Below are 20,307 nucleotides of genomic sequence, written 5' to 3'. Positions count from 1 at the left end.
GTACCAGCGTTTCCGCTGGCGGATCCTGCCCGCCGAAGCCGAACTGCTCCGCCACACCGCCCGCACCCTGCTCGACGAACACAAGATCAACGAACCCCTCCAGTGGGCACCGTGCCTCCCCGCGCGGTCACTGCGTCACCTCGTGCTCCCCGGGCCGGACCCCGCACGCATCACCGCCGCCCAACTCCACCGGGCAACGCCCGTCGGCGACTTCTCCGTCGCCCAGCTCGCACACACGCTGAAGACCACCACCGCGCATGTCATCTACCTGCTTGCCGAGCACCCGGTGGACTGGAGCCCGCCGCAGTTTCGCCGAACCCAGCAAACCGCCCGGCGCATCAAGCAATGGCGTACCTGGTACGAGCACGACCACCTGTCGCTCCAGGACATCGCCGACCGTGAAGGAACCACCCTCGCCACCGTGCGCCTGGCCCTGCTGAAGAACGACGTCCAACTCCGCCCCGCCGGGTTCTATCCGGGCCGCCCCAGGAGAAAGTGACAAGAACCGGGGTCGCACTGACAGAGCGGAGCGATGGTCCACCATCTGACGCCGGCCCGGAATAGCCGGGCTACCGTGCGTGGCGCCTTCCTTGAGAACGATGTACCGATCCGCCCACCAGGAAGATTCCGGCGCCGACTGTGAACAGAGGATGGTGCACAGAGGACTCAGAATCGGCACGGCCGGTCCCGCTCAGTGTGTATGCGGCACACCACTCCCACCCGCATCAGCGAATGCGATCAACATCGACGTGCCGGACCCTGTTGGCAGGGGGAGCTTCTCACCGGAAATACGCCATGCCCATTCCATGCACAAGCAGCGCCCGTGGACGTGCCGCTACGCGCTGCGACTGGGGCTTGCTGACGATGGAGTCCCCGTCGGGCCGCATTCCGGGGGCTCCTGTTACCGGCCCGCCCTATGTACCGCTCATCGGATCACACCTCAGGGTGGGTGTCGCGATCACCTCGAAGGGAGTCGTTCGCGGCACTTGGTCTGTATGCGATCCGTTTGTAGCGTCCATGACGCGAGCGACCCGGCATTCGAGGAAAGGATCAGCGATGTCCGACCTTCCAGCCCCCACCACCCCGTACCTGGAACCTGAGGCCAAGGAGCTCGCCGACGCCACCGACCCGCACCCGCGGATCTACGAGGTTCCGCCCGAAGAGGGGCGCAAGATCCTCAGCGACCTGCAGAGCGGCGAAGGCGTCGAGCGCCCGGACGTCGACGAGGAGTGGGTCGACGTCGACGCCGGCCAGTGGGGCACCGTACGCACCCGCATCATCAAGCCCAAGGGCGCCACGGGCCCGCTGCCCGTGGTCTTCTACATCCACGGTGCCGGGTGGGTCTTCGGCGACGACAAGACCCACGACCGCCTCTTCCGGGAGCTCACCGTCGGAGCCGGGGCCGCCGGCGTCTTCCCGGTCTACGACTGGGCGCCCGAGAAGGGGTACCCCACGCAGGTCGAGCAGAATTACGCCGTCGGTCAGTGGCTGCGGGACAACGGCGCCGACCATGGCCTCGACACCTCCCGCGTCGCCGTCGCCGGCGAGTCGGTCGGCGGATGCATGTCCGCGGTCTTCGCGCAGATGAACAAGGACCGCGGCGGGCTCGCGCTCAAGGCGCAGATCCTGCTCTACCCCGTGACCGGGCCGGACTTCGACACGCAGTCCTACCACCAGTTCGCGGAGCACTACTATCTCACCCGCGATGGGATGAAGTGGTTCTGGGACGCGTACACGACCGACGAAGCCAAGCGCGAGGAGAAGTACGCCTCGCCGCTGCGGGCGACCCTTGAGGACCTTGAGGGGCTGCCGCCCGCCCTCGTCATCACGGCGGAGGCCGACGTCCTGCGGGACGGGGGCGAGCTGTACGCCAACAAGCTCCGTGAGGCCGGCGTCGAGGTGACGGCCGTCCGCATCAGCGGGACCGTCCACGACTTCATGCTGCTGGACGGACTGCGGGACACCCCGGCCACCAATGTCGCACGCAAGCTGTCCGTCGACGCGCTGCGAGAGGCGCTCCAGCAGGAGTGACCGCATCCAGGAACATGGGCGGCAGACGCGACAGGGTCTGCCGCCCCATCGCTGTGCTGGGTATCGGCGCGCCAGCTCCTCGGCGAACGCCCAGTGGGTCGTGGCGTCCCGGCAGTCGAGCAGCTGCGTCTCGGCGAGGACGAAGACACCGGCGCACACGGCACAGAGCCTGGTGCCCTCGGACCGGAGGCCGACGAGCCCATCGGTGAACTCGCCCACCGACACCATCAGCTCGGGTACGACGAGGCTCGGCGGGATGACGACGTGGCTGAGCCGGTGCGCGAGCTCAGGATGAGTGTCCGAGGTGCACACCATGACCGGCCCGTCGTCGGTGGCGGACACCGCCCAGGTGCTGACCCGGATCACGCTCGCAGGGTCGGCCGACGTCACGGCGAACTCGCTGGCGACACGGAAGATGTCCCGCAGGCCGTGGATCGCCGACACCTGGCAGTCGGCGTACTCCAGCAGACGGACCTCTCCGACGACCCACGCTCCGGTCTCGTCGACGTGCGGACCTGTCACGGTCGGGCTCAGCATGCCCTCTCGAAGTCCGTGGTGGAAGGTTCGTGTGGACGCCTCACGCATGGTGATCGATGACGTCGAAGTCATGATGGCCGCGGGGATCCTGGCGTGGGTCGACCACCTCGCGCGGGCCGCGGCCATGCACCCGCGCACCGGCCGGCGGCGGTTCAAGGAGGCTACGGGCCTGACCGCGACGGAATACCTCCAGGTGGCGCGCATTGCCAAGGCTCGCGAGCTGGAGCTGACCAGCGAGCCGGTCGCTCAGATCCCCCGCAGCTTCGGCTACCTGAGCGCATCGAACTTCCGTCGGCTCTTCCTGCGCGCCACGGGCGTGACGCCGTCGGAGTATCGGCGCCGGTTCGGCATCGCGGCACGCGTCGATCGGCGGGAGTACTCGTCGGCGGGTCAGTCGGCGAGGATCCGCTCCACTCCCTCCCGATAGCTCGTGACCTGGAATTCGGGAAAGCGGGCCGCGAATTTCGAGCTGTCGAAGATGTTGTCGTCGCGGTAGCGGACGAGCAGTTCGTACATCTCGTCGAGCGGCTTGACGAAGCGGCGCCCGAGGCCGAAGGCGAGCATCGGCAGGACCGTGTAGCCGATCTTGCGGCCGGTGACCTCGTCGGCGGTCTTGATGAGCTGGGCGTAGGACTGCCGGTCCGGGTCGATGGGCAGGTGCCACGTCTGGCCGTAGGCATCCGGAGTGTTGCCGAGCAGAGCGAGAGCGCGGCTCGCGTCGGGGGTCCAGATCAGGGACCGCTTGGCCTGGGCGTCGACCGGGACGAACGGCCGCTTGCCCGCCTTGATCCGGTCGAACACCAACGAGTTCGTGTAGCTCTTCGTCCGGCCGGGACCGTAGAACTCGGGCGCGCGGCCGATCAGGGCTTCGACCCGTCCGGCCCGCATGGCCTCAAGCAGCATGGTGGCGATCTGTCCGCGGACTCGTCCCTTGCGCCCGCCCGGCGCGAATGCTGTCGACTCGGTCTGGGGCGTCGGCGTTCCGGGATACATGTAGGTGTTGTCGAAGAAGACGAGCTTCGTGCCGTGTTCGGCGCAGGCGTCGATGACGTTGCGCATCATGACGGGGAACTGTCGCTCCCACAGCTCCGAGTCCAGGGGCAGGCCGACGGTGAGGTAGGCGATGTCGCTGCCCGCGACGGCGCGGCTGGTGGCGTCGGCGTCGGTGAGGTCTGCGGCCATGAGCTCGTCGGTGTCGTTCACCTTCGACGGCTTGCGGCTGACGAGGCGGATGTCCTTGGTGTGGTTGCGGTGGAGCTCGTTCACGAGCTCGTCGGCGATCGGCCCGCCGGCGCCGAGGACGGTCTGCATGGGGTCTCCTTGAGGTGGATGGTGCGGGTGGTGGCAGCTCACCTGCGAGCAGCGTCGCACCGCCACGTGACGATGCGGTCGACCAACGTGGCCGGGATGCGGACCAAGCCGACGTGGTCGTTGGCCGAGCCGGGGGCACCTGGCTCCACCGGACATCAGCTATGTTTACGGTGCTAACACAGCGTAGGAGGATGAAGTAAGCGGTGTCAACATTGGAAAAGAGTGGCTACCATCACGGCGACCTGCGGGCGGCGCTGCTGTCGGCCGCGATGGAGATGCTGGAGAGCGGCGAGCCCTTCTCGCTGCGTGCCGTCGCACGCCGGGCCGGTGTGTCGCAGACTGCGCCGTATCGCCATTTCAAGGACCGCGACGCCCTGGAGTCTGCGCTCGCCGTCGAGGGCTTCCGGAACCTGCTGGCCGACCTGGGCGGCGGGCAGGACCTGCCCGCCGCTCTCCCGGACCTGGCCGAGTTCGCCGTCGCCTACGTCGACTTCGCGCTGCGGCGCCCGGCCCTGTTCCGTGTGATGTTCGGCAAGCCGTGCGACGACGCCGCCGACGAGCGGGTCAAGGCCGCGGACGCCCTGCATGAGCTGCTGGCCGACGCGCTCGATCGCGTCCTCCCTGACGCGGACGCCTCGGCTCTGGCCACGGCCGGCTGGGGACTCGCCCACGGGCTGGCCTGCCTCTACCTCGACGGCAAGCTGCAGGCCGGGTCGAGCAAGGAGGTCGCCGACCGGGTGCGCAGCGCCTTCCTCGCCATCACGTCGGTCGGCCCCTGACGCGTGGCGCCCACCCGGCGCACGCCTGGCGCTCTCCAGTGTTGACGGTGCTCACATGCCGTGCAATCCTCGGTGTTGACACCGCTTACATCGGAGGAGAGGGCTCATGGCATCGACCGGCAAGCTGACCGACCGGACCGTAGAGGTCGCTCTCGGAGGGCGTCTCATCACCGTCCCCGAAGGCGGCCTCTATGACCGGTTCCGCATGGACACCGACCTCGACGAGGTGGAGCAGGACCCGCGGGTCAGCAGTGTCGACTTCTTCCGCCGGATGCCCAAGAGCCGCGTGGACTCCCGCATCGGGCCCACGCTGACGCCGAACTTCTACTACCGCATCTCCACGACCCGGCTCACCATGCTCGCGCCGACCAGGGCGATCCGGGCCCGCCTGCCCCGGGAACTGGACCCGCTCGAGATCGCCCCGGGGCTCGGGATCGTCTCCGTGATGGCCTTCCGGTACGACGTGTGCGACATCGACTTCTACACCGAGGCCGCGGTCGGTATCGCCGTGAAGCCGGCCCGGCACGGAGGGCTGGGCCTGTTCGACCTGGTCGCCGGGCTCAAGAATGACTCCCTGCACTCCTACGTACTCTCGCTCCCGGTCAACACCGAGATCGCGCAGGTGCGTGGCCACGACGGCTACGGGTTCCCCAAGTGGGTTACCGGGCTCGACGTCGACATCGACACCGCGCGCACCTCCGCCAGGGTCGCCAACGAGCGGGGCGGCCTTGACCTCGCTCTGTCGGCGCCCTCCCCGAAGCAGACCGCGCGGCCCACCGGCGCACACGTCTCGACCCTGCCTCCTACACCACGATCGACGGCGCCTGGCACTCCACGACCAGCCAGATCAACATGCTCTCCTCGGGAACCACGCGGTTCCCCCGCGGCCTGGACCTGCGGCTCGGCGAGGGCCGGATGAGCGACGACCTGCGCTCGCTGAAGCCGATCCGGACGATCCAGCTCGACGTCACCACCGAGGGCCAGCTGGCGCTGCACATGCCCGTGCCCACCTCCCTCCAGGACCGGAGCTGAGACAAGATGACCACCACGAACACCAGCCACCCCCAGGCCGCCCTCCCGGCAACGCTGACGCCGGCCCGGCTCGCCCGCCTGGCCGCCCTGGTGGCCGCCGGTACTCGCGCCCAGCGGGTCACCACGACCTCCCCGTACACCGGCGCACCGCTCGCGGACCTGCCCATCTCCACCCCCGACGACGTCCAGGACGCCTTCGCCCGGGCACGCGCCGCGCAAGCCGGCTGGTCGGCCACCCCGGTGGCCGACCGCAAGCGCATCATGCTGCGCTTCCACGACCTCGTCCTCCAGCGGCAGGAGGAAGCCCTCGACCTGATGCAGGCCGAGAGCGGCAAGACCCGCCGCGACGCGTTCCTCGAGGTGAGCGACATCGCGATCACCGCCCGCTACTACGCGCGCAGCGCACGGCGGCTGCTCTCACCCAAGCGCCGCAAGGGCGCGATCCCGATGCTGACCCACACCACCGAGCTGCACCACCCAAGGGCGTCGTCACCGTCATATCGCCCTGGAACTACCCGCTCAGCATGGCCGCCGGCGACGCCATCCCGGCCCTGATGGCCGGCAACGCCGTCGTCCAGAAGCCCGACACCCAGACCGCCCTGACCGCACTGTGGGCACTGGCCCTGATGCGCGAGGCCGGCCTGCCACCCGACGTCTGGCAGATGGTGGTCGGCCGTGGCAGCTCCATCGGAGACGCGCTGATGGCCGGCGGGGACTACATGATGTTCACCGGTTCCACCGCCAGCGGGCGCCAGATCGCGCGCGACGCGGGTGAGCGGCTGATCGGCGCGTCCCTGGAGCTCGGCGGCAAGAACGCCATGGTCGTCCTCGCCGACGCCGACGTCGAGAAGGCCGCCACCGGCGCGGTCGCCGCCTGCTTCCCCTCGGCCGGCCAGCTGTGCGTGTCCATCGAACGGCTCTACGTCGCCGATGAGATCCACGACGCGTTCGTCACCGCGTTCGCCGACCGTGCCCGGGCCATGCGCCTGGGTGCGGCCTGCGACTTCTCGGTGGACATGGGCTCGCTGACCACCCCCTCGCAGCTCGAGACCGTCAGCTCGCACGTCGACGACGCGGTATCGAAGGGCGCGACCGTACTGGCCGGAGGCAAAGCCCGGCCCGACCTCGGGCCCCTGTTCTACGAGCCGACGATCCTGACCGATGTGACCCCTGAGATGACGCTGTTCGACCACGAGACGTTCGGCCCCGTGGTGTCGGTCTACCGCTACCGCTACCGGTCGGCCGACGAGGCGGTGGCGATGGCCAACGCCACGCCGTATGGCCTCAACGCAAGCGTCTGGGGTCGCAACGGCACCGAGGCCCGCAAGGTCGCGGCACGGCTGCACGCCGGCACCGTCAATGTCAACGAGGCGTTCGCCGCCGCCTGGGGAAGCATCGACGCACCCATGGCCGGCATGGGCGACTCGGGCCTCGGCCGCCGTCACGGCGCCGACGGGCTGCTCAAGTACACCGAAGCCCAGACGGTCGCCCACCAGCGCCTCCAGGGTTTCACCCCGCCCAGCAGAGTCGAGCACGAGCAGTGGGCGCGGATCCTGACCCGGGCGTTCAAGACGCTGCGTGCCCTGGGCGTCCGCTGACCGACCACTGGCTCCGGCTACGACGGCCCGCCTCCACTCCATCCCGGTCCGCACGAGGGAAGATCAGCCATGACCAAGCGCGTCCTCAACGTCGTCACCAACGTCGGCCACTACGACGACCCGTCCCACACCACCGGCCTGTGGCTCTCCGAGCTCACGCACGCCTGGCACATCTTCGAGGAGCACGGCTACGAGCAGACGCTCGTCAGCCCGGCCGGCGGCCCTGTGCCGCTCGAACCGCGTGCACTGAAATTCCCGAACTACGACAAGACCGCCAAGGCATGGCACGCCGACCCCGGAAAGATGGCCATGCTCGAGAACACGGCGAGCCCGGACCAGATCGACCCGTCCGCGTACGATGCGATCTACTTCACCGGCGGTCACGCGGTGATGTACGACTTCCCCGACAGCGAGGGCCTGCAGCGCATCACCCGCGAGATCTACGAGCGCGGCGGCATCGTCTCCTCGGTCTGCCACGGCTACTGCGGCCTGCTCAACACCCGGCTCTCAGACAGCTCCTACCTCATCGCCGGCCGCAAAATGACGGGATTCGCCTGGACCGAGGAGGTCCTCGCCCGCGTCGACAAACTGGTCCCCTACAACGCCGAGGAGAAGGCCAAGCAGCGCGGCGCGCTCTACGAGAAGGCGACACTGCCGTTCGTCTCCTACGTCGTGACCGACGGCAACCTGGTCACCGGCCAGAACCCGGGCTCGGCCAAGGCCACAGCGAAGAAGGTCGTCGAAGCCATCGAGGGCAACACGTCGAAGAAGCGACGGTAAGTCGAGACGCAACCCTCCGGTGACGGAAGGCTCCTGGACGGATGTCGCTGAAGGACGCGCTCCATACCGGCGACGACAGAACGGCCGGGCGGTCAACCACCCGTCCGCGACCGTCGGCCTCGCCGGACCGCCAGCGCTCCCCCGGCAGACCGGTACCGCCACCAGCCTGCCGGGGGCCTGAGACGGCGCCCCTGCGAAGTCCTCCGACGCAACCATGGTCAGCAACGGATTACCTGCCTCACGCACAGACTCAGCGCGGGCCCGGTCGACCTGCGCCCAGCGCAACGAAGCGAACGAGGAAATGACGCGGTCGTGAGACAGGCCGTCAGTGGCCTCAACTTGAGACTGAGGAAGAGCTGCTGGTCAACGGGACGCCCAATGCCGCGAGCCGGGAGAGCCTACATCCAACCCATTCGCTTTGCCGTCGGACCGAGTCGTGCCGCGTCTGGCGTGCCCGGAACCACGAAACGCACGGGGGCCGACGGCAAGCCGTCGGCCCTCTGGTCAGCTACCCCACAGCACAGCAGGCCCTGCAGATCATCAGCCGCCGAGAGTCCCCATGCACGTCGTGCAACGGCTCATCGCCCGCAGCTGCGCGTTCCCCCATTGGCGACTGCCGGGCAGCTTTCGCTGATACGGCCCCAATCTCCTGGGGGCGGATCGAGAATCCAGCCCCACTTCGGAGGCTGCACATCGTCTTCCGTCATGTGATCGCAGGCACCTGGAACGTGCGCCTTGCCATCCCGTTTGATCAGGATGGCGGTGCCGGGGAACCGCCGCCACTCCTGTCGAACACGTCTTTCCTCCGGGCGCGCCTTGGGCACGCTGCCGTCAGGAGGGCAGGCGCATCCCATGCCGATGATGTTGTCGCATCGCCCGCAGCGCACCTCTTTCATGTGGCCAAGTGTCCCATCTGAGAGCGTGCAGATCACGCGTAACGGCATGGCGGTGGTGTCCGTTGCGGTGACACCGAGAGATCACCGCGATTCGAACCAGCGGAAAGGTGGACAAGCCGACCTGGCGTGTGCCGGTCGGCGTGCGGCGGGGACGGCCGGCGCTCGCCGGCGGGGAGGGCCCTCCACGGCACCTGGGCGTCCTGGCTGGTCCGGTACACCGGAGAGGGCCGGAAGGAAGCCTTTCGGTTCCTCCCGGCCCTCTCGGGTCGGACGGTGCTCGGGTTCCACGGTGCCGGTGGGCCGGCTACGGCGCGGCCGGGGACATCAGGCCGCGTGCTGGTCGTCTCCTGTGGTGGTGTTGTGGGTGGTGCGGCGGCGGGTGGCCCACAGGGCGCCGACTCCGGCGGTGAGGAGGACGGCGGCGCCGCCGATGAGCCAGGGGGCGGTGTCCGCGCCAGTGTGGGCGAGGCTCCCGGACGGGTCGGGCGGCGTTTCCGGCTTGGGGGGTTCCGGCTTCGGCGGCACGGTCGGCGGGGTCGTGGGCGGTGTCGCCGGAGGTGTGGTGGGCGGAGTGGTCGGGGGCGGTGTGGTGGGTTCGGGGGTGTTCGGGACCGTGACGGTGACGGTCTCGCCGGGCTTGGCGGTGAAGGGGATGGGTTGGGCGTCGAGCTGGTAGCCGTCGGGGGCGGTGACCTCGGTGGCCCAATAGCGGGAACCCGAGCGGAGCTTGACATCGAGCTTCGCCTTCGCGGTGCCGTCCTTGCCGGTGGTCAGGGAGAGGATCTGCTTGCCGGGCGCGTCCTCGCCGTCCTTGACGGTGTTCTCGGCGATGTTGATGACGGCGCCCGTCAGTGCCCTGCCGCTGGTCTTGTCAGTCTTGCGGAGGAGGAGGTCGGCGTCCTTGAACGGGTCGACGATCGTGACCGGGTTGGCCTGGGCGGTGCGGCCGGAGACGATGGTGATGTCCTGGTCGGGGACGAGGTCGTGATCGGTGTCGCCGGTGTCGGTCTCGCGCAGGGTGTAGGTGCCGGGGGCGATCCCGTCGAAGACCAGCACGCCCTTCTCGCCCGTCTTGCCCTCAGCGACCAGCTTGCCGGTCGTCTTGTCGAGGAGCTGGAAGACCGCGCCGACGAGTACGTCACCTTCGGGGTTCTCCTTGTGGATGGTGACGCCGCCGGGCGCCTGGTCGACCTTCACGGCGGCCATGTCCTTGGCGGTGGTGGTGTCCCCCGCCAGCAGCATCCGCTGCGCCTGGGAGTTGTTGGGGGTGAGGACCTTCAGCTCCGATCCCGGCAGGCCGGTCGCGGTCGCGGAGACCGTCGCAGTGCCCTCCTTCGACGCGGTGAACGCCCACTCCGCGGCACCGGTCTTGCCCGTGGTCACGGTCCCACCGGCGGCCGTGGCCCCTGTTCCGGTGATCTTGACGGCGACGCCGGGAATCGGGCGGCCGGTGAGGGTGGAGATGACCTCCACGTCCACGGTGACCTCGGTGCCGGTGTGGATGGTGGTCGCCGAGGGCGTGATCTCGAGCCGGTACGGTCCCGCGTACTTCGCCGCTTCGGCGACGTACTTCTGGGCGAGCGTGCGGGACGTCGCAGACACCACGGGATACGACAAGCGTTCCTGGCCGCGCTTTCCGTCGAGGGCGTAGGTACCGCCGGCAAGCCATTCGTAGACGGCAGCGTCCACGGCCGCCGCCTGCGCGTCGTCCCTGGTCTGCCCGTACTTGCCGATCACGTAGGAGGCGTAGGCGATGTTCGCCTTGGGGACCGGCTTGCCGGTGACGGACGAGGTCCAGGACGTGACCGTCCTGGGGGTGCTGTAGCCGTCGGCCTGGTGGGGGCCCTTCTTCTCGGGATCGGCACAGTAGGTCTGCCGGTCGCCCGCGACCTGGGGGCCGGGCGGGCCGTAGGCACCGATGTGGCTCGCGCCCGGGTTTCCGTCGGCGTCGGGGATGGCGTAGCCGGGTCCGAAATGGTCCGCCGCGATGGCGGGGGGTGCGGTGGCGAGGGTGCCCGCGACGGCGGCGGCAACCGCGACGGCGAGGGGGCGGCGGACGCCGCGGGTGAGGGGTGCGTGCAAAAGGGGTGGTGCTCCTACGTCGGGCTCATCAGGAATCGGAAGGGGTGGTTGTCAGCGGCGATCGGCGGCGACCCTACGGGGAAGGAGGTCGGGTGGCACGGCGACAGGTCATCTGGGGCCGGGGGTGGATCTGGCCTCGGCCGTGAGTACCGGCGGTAGCCGGGCAGGACCGGTGGACGTCTTCGGCGTCGTGGGGGGGCGCGGTGCGGGTGAGGGTGGTGATGACGGCGTGGACCGTGGTGTCGGTGAGCTGGCCCATCCGCAGGGTGCAGGGGGCGTGGAGGGAGGGTCCGGATAGTTCGAGGAGTGCCCAGGCGGGGCCGGACCAGCAGGTGGACAAGTGGTCGGTGTACAAGGCGGGGTCCGCGTCGTTCTCCGCCCCGGGGACGGGCCACTTGCGGACCATCCCCAGGGTGTTGCCCATCTGGTCGGCGAGCCACCGGGCTGCCTCGCCCTCGAAGTCCTCCGGCAGGGAAGGAAAGTCGAGCAGTTCGGGGTCGGGGGTGGCGCCGACGGCGTTCAGGAGGGCGGGGATGTGCCGTACGGGGAGGTGGCGCATCTCCACCGTGGTCCGGGACGGCTCGTGGTGGTCGAACAGGCGGACCGCGACCGGGCCGAGGGTGAACTCGGCCTGAGTCCAGGGTGGTGTGCCGGGGCGGTGGCCGGTGACGTGCGGCCGGATGCCGTGGGTGTGGAGCTCGTGGAGGAGGTTATCGAGCACGGGCGGTGGTCCCTCCGGCCGGGGAAGGGGTGGCTGCCGGTGCCGTGGTGCGCGGGGCCGTACGGGCTGCGGGCCTGGCTAGGGGGATACCCCAGGTGCGGGCGTAGCGGTGGACGGCGTCGGCCAGGGTGGCGAAGTCGCCGCCCTTCCAGGGCCGGTGGGTTTCGTCGTGGGGGAAGTTGCGGATCGTGGCGTATCCGCTGGTGCCGGGCAGGGTGCCGGTGCGGAGGTCGCGGGCGCGGTAGGTGCCGTGGTCGGCGAAGGACAGGATCGCGGTGTCGAGCCGACCTTTCTCGGGATGAATCACCGACAGCCGCAGGCCGCCGTAGGTGTGCTGGCGGGTCTCGTAGAAGTCGATCCTCAGCCGGATGCCCCGGTCGGGGGCCTGGGCGTAGAACGCGTCTCCGACGGTGGATCCGTCGAGCCGGTGGGGAAGTGCGGTGGTGAAGAACTCCTCGGTGTGCAGGGACAACAGATGCTCCGAATGGGCGGGGTCAGCGTCGGGCTGCGGGGCGGGAGGGGCGGGGCAGGGGGGCGGAGGGGGTGCTGGTGGACCAGCGCGGGACCGCCACGGTCCGCGGAGCCGGGGCGGGGCGCCGGGCGCGGAGGATGTCCAGTGGTGTGGGCGCGGGAGGGCGTACGGGTGTGATGGTGACGTGGTCGGGGTCGTTGGGCCGGAGGCCGTCTTTCCAGCGCAGGACGGGTGCGGGGTCGGCGAGCGCCGTGGCGGTGGCGGTGATGAGACGGCTGGGGGTGTGGGTGGAGAAGACGGCGTACCAGCTGGCGTATCCGGTGCCGCCCCACATCTGCCAGCGGGTCTTGTTGCTGGTGAGCTCGTTGTTGTGGTCGAGGGCGCCGCGGCGGTACCAGGCGCCTGCGAGGCCGTCGGGGGAGGTCGTCTCGCTGATCCACCAGTTGTCGGTCACCGTCCAGTCGGCGTCTGTCAGGGGGGAGAGGACCGGGTGGGGGTCGTCGGCGCGGCCGAGTCCTTCGTGGAGAAACGCGTCGTCCTGGGTGTGGAGGGGGACGAGGGCGGTGGTGAAGGCGGTGATGAACTCCGTGGGGCATTCGGTGCTGAAGGCCGCCGCCCAGCGGGGTGTGGCGAACGGCTGCTGGTAGGCGGCGATCTTCCACAGGGCGTCGTCGTCCTCGGGCAGGTAGCCGATCCGGATCCGCTGGTCCGGGGCGGGGACGAACACGTTGCCGAGTTCGTCGTGGCTGATCTCCCAGCCGGCGTCGAGCGCCGGTCTCAGCCCCGGGTCGCCGGTCGAGGTCGACCCTGCGAGATAGCGGGGGTGGACGTACACGTCGTCCGGATCACTCATCGTCATGCCGCCTCCGGAAGGATCCGGTGGGCGACGCCCGGGGTCACCGCGGTCCACCCGAGAAGAGCGTCCAGAAGATGGCCGGCCCCGGACGCCGCCGTCTCGTTGTGGTGGCCGGGCCGGGTGAGGTGGTCGAGGGTGGTGCGGACGCGGGTGACGAAACTGGAGTCACGCGCGGGAAGGTCGCGGGCGCGGGCCCAGCGGGCTGCCCGGTCGTACAGCTCCGCAAGATCAGCCCCGCGGCCGGCGAGTTTGTATGCTCCGTGCCCCGCGCCACTGCCGGTGCTGATGAGTCCGAGATCGCGGGCGGTGTCGCGGGCCCGGAGGAGTTCGTGGCGGGGCAGGTCCGGGAAGGTGCGGGCGAGGCCAGCCCTCGGGACGGGGCCGTGGTCGTCGATCTCGGTGATCAGCCGGATCAATCCCGGGTCGGACAGCACGGCGACGGTACGGGCGAGCCGGTCGTAGTTCGGGATGCTGGTGGTGGTCATCGGCGGTGGCCTCCTGCCGGTGCGCCCGCGAAGGCGCGGGCGGGGGGCTGGTGGGAGAAGAGATCGGCCGCGCGCCATGCGGTCGTGATGGCGGGAGCCGGAAGCCGGGTCTGGATCGTGGGCATTCCGCGGAGCGGGTGGGCGGCGGCGCCGGCGAGGGGGCGTCCGGCCGCCCACGCGGCCATCGCGCTGTAGACGGGTGCCAGGGCGCGGCCGGAGTCGGAGAGGCGGAACGTACCGTCCGTCGCTTCTGCGAGGCCGTCGCCGACGAGCTGCCGCAGCCGGGGGTAGACCGAGCTGAGCCGGTGACCGGGCATCGCGTCGGCGGCCACCGTGGCGGCGGTGGCGGTTCCCCGCACCGCGAGCGTCCACAGGATCGGCGTGGCGTGCCGGGCGGCGATCAGCACGAGGGCGTCCTCGATATCACGGGCCCGCCGGAACACCCCCGTCTCGGGTGCCGGGTCGGGAGCTTGCTCCAGATGCGTGTCGGCCCAGGTGGCGATGGCGGCCAGGACCGGCAGCAGATCCGTGCCGCGGCGGGTGAGCCCGTAGGCGACATGGCGGACACCGTGCTCGGTACGGTCGGCCAGCCCCAGATCGACGAGCTGGCGGAGCTTGGGGTGGAGCTGGCCGTCGGACATCCGCATCCGCTGCTTGATCTCCGTGTAGCGCAGCGGCTGCTCGGCCACGACCAGCACCAGATGGACGGTCCAGCGCGGGGTGAGCATGGACAGCGTTTCGGTGACGCGCGACAGATCGGCAGGGGCGGGCGCGGGGGCGTGCGTGGTCAGGGGAAGAACTCCTAGCGCGAAGAGATGCGGGGTGTGTTCAGAGGGTGCGGGCCGCGTGGGCTGACCCGGCGGGCACGGGGAGCGCCGGTGGTGCCGGTACGGCGGCGGGTGCCTCCGCCGCGGGGGCGGGGCGGAGGCTGTCGAGGACCGCGGTCAGGGTCCGGGCGTGGGCGTCGCGGACGGCGACCGCTTCACCGATGCGGCGGGCGTTGTCGAGCAGGTGACCGGCGTCGAACGTCCCGATCGTGCGGTCCGGCCGGGCGAGGTGCAGCAGCCGGTCGCGGTGGAAGGTGATCCCCCGCTCGGCGAGCTGGAGATCGGTCAGGCCAGCGAGGAGGGCGGCGAGCATGCTGCCCCCGGACCGGTGGTGGTCGGCATGATCCTTGAGTTCGGCCAGGGGCCGGCCGTAGAGGGATTCGATGCGCTCGCCCAGACTCCGGGCGGTCGGCCGGCCGTTCATCAGCGAGCCTTCCCGCGCCGGACCGGGGCGAGCGCGGAGGGCGCGTGCGGCACGGTCGGGGTGGTGGTCGGCAGCGCGGGGTTGCCCCGGCGGTGCGCGGCGACGGCTCCGCGCCAGGCCGCGGGACCATGGGTGCCCGGGGTGTCGGGGTCGAGGAGGAACCGGAGAACAGTCGCGCGGCCGTCCCGGATCCCGAGCGCCTCGTTGACGCGGCTGGCGAACAGCATGACCCGCTCGTGGTCCTCAACCAGGTCAGCAGGGGTGGGTGAGGTGTCGAGGACGGCGACGAGCGCGTCCTCGGCCCGCTCCAGCGCACTCTGCGCGGTGGCCAGGAGGCCGTGCCAGCGCACGGCCTCCACCGCCTCCGGACTCGCGTGCGGCGCTGCGGCGACCGCCCGCCGCAGCGCGGACAATCCCATCCCGAACCGTTCCTCGATCCGCCGGGTGAAGACGCGCATCACGTCGGCGTCGTCGTCCACAGGAACTCCTTTCACATGTCGCTGCCGGGAATTGGAAGGGTTGAAGAAACAGGCCCGAGAGGGGTTAGTTGAGGCACATGCGGACGGTGCGGTAGACGTACTTGGCGCTCACCCATCCCCTGACCCCGGTGGTCTTGTCGGTGATGTGGTGCCAGGCGCCGCTGGTCTTGTGGACGGTGAAGCTGTGGTGCTTGTAGAGGATGCCGACGGCCGTCGAGGCGGTGGTCGCCTTGGAGCGGATCGTGACGGCCTTCGTGCCGACCACCCAGCGCCCGGGCCGCTCACAGGGCTGCGAGACAGCCGTGACAACGGACGGGGCCGACGGGACTGCGGCGGTCGCCGAAGGGGCCGCGAGCAGCGGGAGCGCGAGTCCGCCCAGCACGGCGGCAGTGACGGTAAAACGTCGAATAGGCATGAGGGATCTCCTAACGAGTAATGGACATGCGGAAATCGGCCCGGAGGGAACGGCGTCCGGTGCCTTTTCAAGAGTCCGGAGAATCCCCGGTTTCACGAACCGGGAAAGTACTGATACCTTTCGCCGCCCGCCCGTGGGCGGCGTATGGCGAACGGCGGGGGGTCAGCGGGCCCGGCCCGGGGACCACGGGTCGGCCGACACCGGGCCCGCGGGCAGTGCCCTGCGGCCAGGTGCGCGGCGGGAAACAAAGGGGAGTTCCGGGGAATGGCCGCGCCAGTGGGTCTCCCACCAGGAGGTGGCGTGACCGAAGGCCCGGAAGGCGCCTTCGCGCAGGGTGCGCGACCGGGCCGTGGTGTCGACGCGCTCCAGCAGCACCCGGAACGGCAGCGGTTCGGTCTCGTCGACCGCGCGCAGCAGGACAGTGGTCTCCTGGGTCGTGGAGGAGTCGTGGGTGTAGCTGGCGAGGAACGCGAAGTCGCGGTCGTCGACGAGCTGTTCTTCCAGCGCACGGGTCCGGGCGTCGGCCGGCACCGCCCCCGCACCCGGAGGTATTCGGATGCCTTCTCTGGGGCAGCCGCGGGCGATCAGCCAGTTTTGGGCCATCGCGGCCAGCGGCAGCCTCGCGTGCTCGAACCGGTAGACCCCGGCTTCGGAGTCCCGCTGGATGTGCAGGGCGACGAGCTGGGGCTCGCCGGGGAGCACCACGATGGCGGGCCCGCCGTGGAGAACGTAGTAGCTGTGACCGTCGGGGGTGTGGTGTTCGGCGAGCCCGGTGAAGTCGAAGACGCCGATGTAGTGAATGAAAGCGTCTTCGATCTGGTCACCGGCCGCCTTGTAGCCGTCGAGGCGGAAATCCGGATCGTCAGGCATGGGCCTCCCAAGGGCCTCCGGACAACGGGGCCCAGGCGGTGCGGTTCAGTGGCGGAAGCGTGCGGCCGGGGTCGGCCAGGAGCCCACCCGCGGTGATGGCGCGGCAGGCGGTGGTGCCGGTGGGCGGGGCGCGGAGAGCGCGGTGCGTCCGGCGTCGGTGAGGGCCACGGGCTGCCCGGCGTGGAGCGGGTGGGTCGTGTCGCGCTCGACGAGCCCGTCCGCCTCCAGTCGGCGCAGGATCTCGGCACCGATCCGGGTGCCGGATGCGGTCACCACCGATACCCTTTGAGTGAGCAGGAGTTCGCGGAGCCTGGCGCCCTGGGCGATGGCCAGCAGCACGGCCTGATCCTGGGGCGACAGACAGCTCCACCACGGCGCTGACGGGCGACGTCGTACGGACGGCGGCTTCGGCCCTCTCCAGCGCGGTCAGCGCCCCGGCCCGGGCGGCATCCCGCTGACGGACCGCGTCCCGCAGCTGGCCGGCAGTGCGCTCCACGCGGTCCAGCAGCGCCTTGTCGACCGGGTACTCGCCGCTGGCGAGCCGGTGCAGCAGCTCGCGGTAGAAGGTGACGCCACACTCCGCCTGGGCGAGGGTATGGTGGGCGCCCGTCAGGGCGGAGAGGGGCCCGTCGAGCAGGCCGCGGTCCCGCTGGCCCCACAGGGTATCGACGCTGCGGTTGACGGCGGCCTCGATCCGGTGGTCGAGATCAGTCAGCGTCGTCGTCACCGGCGTACGGAACGTGGGCTTCGTGCCAGGAACGGCACAGTTCATCGGTCCGCAGCGGACCGGAGCGCCGACAGCCGGTATGCCTTGCGGCGCCGCCCGTCGGGGAGAGTGATGTCACGGCTCTGGATCTCATACGGGGCCAGGAGCTGGGCGAGGCGGGCAGGGGTGAGGTCGGCGTAGCGCCAGCGTCCCTCCGCCGTACCGGGCCGGGTGCGGAGCGCGTTGACCAGGTCGGCGGAGGCGAGGGCGTCGGGGTTCCCGAAATCGGCGAAGGCCCCGAGCGCCGCATCCAGAACGCCGGGCGACTGCGGCCCGGCGGGGCAGGAAAGGAACTCCGGTCCCTCGTCGCTGGGATCCGGTGCGTCGTCCGCGCCGTCGTCGGAGGCGTTGCAGGGGCAGGAGGTTGCGGAGAGCAGGAGTGCCAGTTGGCGTCCGGCGGCGAGCCGGTCGACGAGGAGGCCGGTGATCTCCTCGGCCAGATCGGCATCGGCCAGGACCTCGTCCTCGGTGGGGCTGTCGGGTCCGAAGATCTGCGCGTCGAGGCGCTGGACGGTCAGGGCGGCGTCGAGGATCGCCCGGTGACGGGGCAGCTCCCGGGGCAGCGGGGTCCTGAGCACAGCGGCGGCAACGAGATCGAAATCAGTGGGGAACGGGAACGGGTTCGTCAAAGTACGGGACCTCTCGGGGTGGGCGGGGACAGGGGAAGCGCCGGCCGCGAAAGCGGAGGGCGTGCTGGGGTCGCCCAGTGGCGGAGCGGTAGCTGGGGGGAGCGGGTGCGGGAGGCGTGGGCCATAGCGCCGAGGGGGCGGGTGAAGCCGAGCCGGGCGCGGGCCGTTTCGTGCAGCCGGGGACCGGCGGGCCGGACAGCCACGACATGTACCTCCGTACGGTGCGCGGAGGACGGCGGAGCAGGGCGCTGGATGTAGACGAGGCCCCACTGAGCCTGGTCGCCGAGCGGCAGTTCGCGGAGGCCGGACAGCCCGCCCGGCAGGCGGACGCCGCCCGGTGCTGTGCCGGTGGTCAGCCCGGGCAGGCGGGCGAGGACGTGCTCGCGCACCGCCTCGGGCGCACCCAGGAGGTCGGTGACCACCCGCGGGTCAAGGCTGAGCCCCGACCGGATCGCCGTCATGAACTGGCCTCCCCGGACTGGTCCGCCGGGGCGGGCCGCGGAGTGCGGGTGGAGGGCTTGGGGCCGGGCAGCAGCCGGTGGGCGGGCCGGTCCGGATCGGTCATACAGGCCGACAACGGCCCGCCGGGAGCCCGTACGGCGGCCATGGTGTGGGTAAGGAAGTCCCGGTGCCACACCAGCATCCCGGACAGCCCGGCATCGGGCTCCTTGTGCTGCTGGTAGGCCATCCACAGGGCATGCAGCCACCCGATCACATCACGGTGCTCCTGCCACCGGTCACACCACGGCGCCGCAGTGGTGACCTCCGCCCCGTAGGCGGGCAGAAGGAAACCGTCGACCCAGTCGGTCAGAGCATCGACCTCGTCCTCAAGCTGCTCGCCGTCGAGTTCGAGGATCGGCTTCGGCTCCGGAGGCGGAGGGGGCGGCGGAGGCATACCGGGCATTCCCGGGTACCCCGCGAGACCGAAACCGGCAAACGGCGACGAACGAGGACCGAGCCCGGGCCCGGGGCCGAGGGCGGAGTCCGCCCCGGGCCCGGCGGAGAGGCTGTCGAGCTGCTGCGCCTGCTCCGCCGTCCGGTCCATGAGCCTGCGGACATCCGCCTCAATGCTTTCCCGACCGGACTCGGGAAACCGGATGGGCTCCATCTCCCCTTCGTCGAGGGGATCTATGGGGTTGGACAAGAATTCAGGTCTCCTTGAACCGAAGCGAACCGGGGGGCGGTTTCAAGGGTCCGGCGAATCCCCGATTTCACCAGCCGGGGACCGGCTGATATAACACCGGCACCTGCGGCACGGGCCGGCTTACGAGGTGCGGGATTGCGGCCCGTGCCGCACGGGTCTGGCTCTGTCAGGCGGAGAGGACGAAGTCGTCCTGGGTACGGGTCTGCTGCAGGGTTTCGGTGAGCCGGCCGGCGGCGATCTGCGCGTAGTGCTTCGTCTTCTCGACGCCGATGAAGTCGCGGCCCTCCAGCAGGGCCGCGACCCCCGTCGAGCCGGAGCCAGCACAGAAATCGAGCACGGTGCCGCCATCCGGACAGATATGCACCAGCTCACGCATCACGCTGACGGGCTTTTGGGTGATGTGCTGCCGGTTCTTCCCCGATGGCTGCGAAGCGCTGTAGAGGCCGGGCAGGTAGACGGGGTTCCGGGAGGCGTCGAGCGGTCCGTTGGACGCCCATACGACGAACTCACAATTCTGGGTGAAGCGGCCCTTCTGGGGCCTGGCCTGGGGCTTGTGCCAGGCCAGAACGCCGCGCCACAGCCAGCCCGCCGCCTGGATCGCGTCCGTGGTGACGGGGAGCTGACGCCAGTCGGTGAACAACAACGCCGTGCCACCCGTCTTCGTGAGGCGGTGGGCCTCAGTCATGACCTGGGTCAGCCAGAAACCGTAGCTGCGTTGGTCCATGTTCTCGCCGGTGAAGTCCGGCAGCTCGTGCCCGGCATCGGCGGAGGTGTACTTCTGGCGCGCGGTCCGGGACGTCCTTTCCTTCGCGGTCCGGCCGCCACTGTTGTAGGGCGGGTCGGTGATGACGGAGTCGACACAGTCGTCCGGCAGCCCGGACAGGACAGACAGGGCGTCGCCCTGGTGGAGGGAAAAAGGCAAAAGGGAACCCCGGAATCAAGTCGGGAACAGGATGAGGGAATCCCCCTCGGCGCCACACAAGGAGTCCACGGGCTACACGCGGGCAGGGAGAAGCCCGCATGACCGTGGAAGGGCGTGCTGGGGGATAAGAAAAACTGTAGGGCACGATCCCCGGTTGACCGCTATCGCCACCGGATCCGATCCATGGGTGACAGGTCCCGCGCGGGAACTATTTCGCCAACCGGGGATCCGGCCCTACAGTTTTAGAACCG

22 protein-coding genes and 2 pseudogenes are annotated in these 20,307 nt (G+C 70.2%); 7 read left to right on the top strand and 17 right to left on the bottom strand.

Annotated elements, in window-relative coordinates; translation table 11 throughout:
- Positions 1–142 precede the first annotated feature (142 nt).
- From B7R87_RS26535 to B7R87_RS33820, 3 genes are all read left to right on the top strand, one after another.
- Complete coding sequence (locus tag B7R87_RS26535) at positions 143–499, top strand: hypothetical protein (RefSeq protein ID WP_006345961.1); 357 nt, start codon at positions 143–145, stop codon at positions 497–499.
- A 557-nt stretch (positions 500–1,056) separates the two neighbouring features.
- Positions 1,057–2,031: an alpha/beta hydrolase gene (locus tag B7R87_RS26530; protein WP_040913811.1), complete on the top strand. Its 975-nt coding sequence runs from the start codon at positions 1,057–1,059 to the stop codon at positions 2,029–2,031.
- A gap of 313 nt (positions 2,032–2,344) precedes the next feature.
- Positions 2,345–2,995, top strand: coding sequence for a helix-turn-helix domain-containing protein (locus B7R87_RS33820; RefSeq protein ID WP_233169089.1), 651 nt, complete (start codon positions 2,345–2,347; stop codon positions 2,993–2,995).
- On the opposite strand, the gene B7R87_RS26520 is transcribed toward B7R87_RS33820, so the two are convergent.
- Complete coding sequence (locus B7R87_RS26520; RefSeq protein ID WP_006345964.1) at positions 2,959–3,879, bottom strand: NAD-dependent epimerase/dehydratase family protein; 921 nt, start codon at positions 3,877–3,879, stop codon at positions 2,959–2,961. The two genes, B7R87_RS33820 and B7R87_RS26520, sit on opposite strands and share 37 nt — an antisense overlap.
- A gap of 203 nt (positions 3,880–4,082) precedes the next feature.
- Between B7R87_RS26520 and B7R87_RS26515 the strand changes: the two genes are divergently transcribed.
- The 4 genes and pseudogenes from B7R87_RS26515 (at position 4,083) to B7R87_RS26500 (ending at position 8,068) form a co-directional block, all read left to right on the top strand.
- The gene (locus tag B7R87_RS26515) at positions 4,083–4,658 is read left to right on the top strand and encodes a TetR/AcrR family transcriptional regulator (RefSeq protein WP_040913812.1); all 576 of its coding nucleotides are present in this window, start codon (positions 4,083–4,085) and stop codon (positions 4,656–4,658) included.
- A gap of 106 nt (positions 4,659–4,764) precedes the next feature.
- Positions 4,765–5,690, top strand: a pseudogene (locus B7R87_RS26510) (acetoacetate decarboxylase family protein).
- 6 nt (positions 5,691–5,696) lie between these two features.
- Positions 5,697–7,288, top strand: a pseudogene (locus B7R87_RS26505) (succinic semialdehyde dehydrogenase).
- 69 nt (positions 7,289–7,357) lie between these two features.
- Entirely contained in the window at positions 7,358–8,068 is a 711-nt protein-coding gene (locus tag B7R87_RS26500; protein ID WP_006345966.1) for a type 1 glutamine amidotransferase domain-containing protein, read from the top strand.
- A 578-nt stretch (positions 8,069–8,646) separates the two neighbouring features.
- Here B7R87_RS26500 and B7R87_RS33215 read toward each other — a convergent pair.
- The 16 genes from B7R87_RS33215 to B7R87_RS26420 all read right to left on the bottom strand — a co-directional run bounded on the left by B7R87_RS33215 (position 8,647) and on the right by B7R87_RS26420 (position 20,056).
- Entirely contained in the window at positions 8,647–8,964 is a 318-nt protein-coding gene (locus tag B7R87_RS33215) for a hypothetical protein (protein ID WP_198965080.1), read from the bottom strand.
- A gap of 324 nt (positions 8,965–9,288) precedes the next feature.
- On the bottom strand, positions 9,289–11,046 hold the full coding sequence (locus B7R87_RS26490; protein ID WP_006345967.1) for a SpaA isopeptide-forming pilin-related protein: 1,758 nt from the start codon (positions 11,044–11,046) through the stop codon (positions 9,289–9,291).
- A 73-nt stretch (positions 11,047–11,119) separates the two neighbouring features.
- Positions 11,120–11,767 (bottom strand): hypothetical protein, encoded by a 648-nt coding sequence (locus B7R87_RS26485; RefSeq protein WP_006345968.1) that lies wholly within the window; start codon positions 11,765–11,767, stop codon positions 11,120–11,122.
- The gene (locus tag B7R87_RS26480; protein WP_006345969.1) at positions 11,757–12,239 is read right to left on the bottom strand and encodes a hypothetical protein; all 483 of its coding nucleotides are present in this window, start codon (positions 12,237–12,239) and stop codon (positions 11,757–11,759) included. Before B7R87_RS26480 ends, B7R87_RS26485 begins: the two co-directional genes overlap by 11 nt.
- Positions 12,240–12,261: 22 nt before the next feature.
- Complete coding sequence (locus B7R87_RS26475; RefSeq protein ID WP_006345970.1) at positions 12,262–13,098, bottom strand: DUF317 domain-containing protein; 837 nt, start codon at positions 13,096–13,098, stop codon at positions 12,262–12,264.
- Complete coding sequence (locus B7R87_RS26470) at positions 13,095–13,580, bottom strand: hypothetical protein (RefSeq protein WP_006345971.1); 486 nt, start codon at positions 13,578–13,580, stop codon at positions 13,095–13,097. The genes B7R87_RS26475 and B7R87_RS26470 overlap by 4 nt, the downstream gene beginning before the upstream one ends.
- Positions 13,577–14,308, bottom strand: coding sequence for a winged helix-turn-helix transcriptional regulator (locus B7R87_RS26465; RefSeq protein ID WP_006345972.1), 732 nt, complete (start codon positions 14,306–14,308; stop codon positions 13,577–13,579). Before B7R87_RS26465 ends, B7R87_RS26470 begins: the two co-directional genes overlap by 4 nt.
- Before the next feature lie 100 nt (positions 14,309–14,408).
- Positions 14,409–14,831 carry a hypothetical protein gene (locus B7R87_RS26460; RefSeq protein ID WP_006345973.1) on the bottom strand — a complete coding sequence of 141 codons (423 nt, stop codon included), beginning with the start codon at positions 14,829–14,831 and terminating at the stop codon, positions 14,409–14,411.
- Positions 14,831–15,310 (bottom strand): hypothetical protein, encoded by a 480-nt coding sequence (locus B7R87_RS26455; protein WP_006345974.1) that lies wholly within the window; start codon positions 15,308–15,310, stop codon positions 14,831–14,833. The genes B7R87_RS26460 and B7R87_RS26455 overlap by 1 nt, the downstream gene beginning before the upstream one ends.
- Positions 15,311–15,374: 64 nt before the next feature.
- On the bottom strand, positions 15,375–15,725 hold the full coding sequence (locus B7R87_RS26450) for an SH3 domain-containing protein (protein WP_100249061.1): 351 nt from the start codon (positions 15,723–15,725) through the stop codon (positions 15,375–15,377).
- Positions 15,726–15,887: 162 nt separating this feature from the next.
- A complete protein-coding gene (locus B7R87_RS26445; RefSeq protein ID WP_006345976.1) occupies positions 15,888–16,595 on the bottom strand; it encodes a hypothetical protein in 708 nt (235 codons plus the stop codon).
- A gap of 45 nt (positions 16,596–16,640) precedes the next feature.
- On the bottom strand, positions 16,641–16,934 hold the full coding sequence (locus B7R87_RS33815; RefSeq protein ID WP_006345977.1) for a hypothetical protein: 294 nt from the start codon (positions 16,932–16,934) through the stop codon (positions 16,641–16,643).
- A 429-nt stretch (positions 16,935–17,363) separates the two neighbouring features.
- The gene (locus B7R87_RS26435) at positions 17,364–17,990 is read right to left on the bottom strand and encodes a DUF3631 domain-containing protein (protein ID WP_006345978.1); all 627 of its coding nucleotides are present in this window, start codon (positions 17,988–17,990) and stop codon (positions 17,364–17,366) included.
- Positions 17,987–18,451 carry a hypothetical protein gene (locus tag B7R87_RS26430; RefSeq protein ID WP_006345979.1) on the bottom strand — a complete coding sequence of 155 codons (465 nt, stop codon included), beginning with the start codon at positions 18,449–18,451 and terminating at the stop codon, positions 17,987–17,989. Before B7R87_RS26430 ends, B7R87_RS26435 begins: the two co-directional genes overlap by 4 nt.
- Positions 18,448–19,098, bottom strand: a complete 651-nt coding sequence (locus B7R87_RS26425; RefSeq protein ID WP_006345980.1) for a DUF4913 domain-containing protein — start codon at positions 19,096–19,098, stop codon at positions 18,448–18,450. Before B7R87_RS26425 ends, B7R87_RS26430 begins: the two co-directional genes overlap by 4 nt.
- A gap of 202 nt (positions 19,099–19,300) precedes the next feature.
- Positions 19,301–20,056: a DNA-methyltransferase gene (locus B7R87_RS26420; RefSeq protein WP_006345981.1), complete on the bottom strand. Its 756-nt coding sequence runs from the start codon at positions 20,054–20,056 to the stop codon at positions 19,301–19,303.
- Positions 20,057–20,307 lie beyond the last annotated feature (251 nt).

The sequence above is a fragment of the Streptomyces tsukubensis genome (assembly GCF_003932715.1).
In the GTDB taxonomy this organism is placed as follows: domain Bacteria; phylum Actinomycetota; class Actinomycetes; order Streptomycetales; family Streptomycetaceae; genus Streptomyces; species Streptomyces tsukubensis.
Note: the sequence above shows the minus strand (reverse complement) of the source record. Positions and strands in the feature narration are given on the sequence as shown.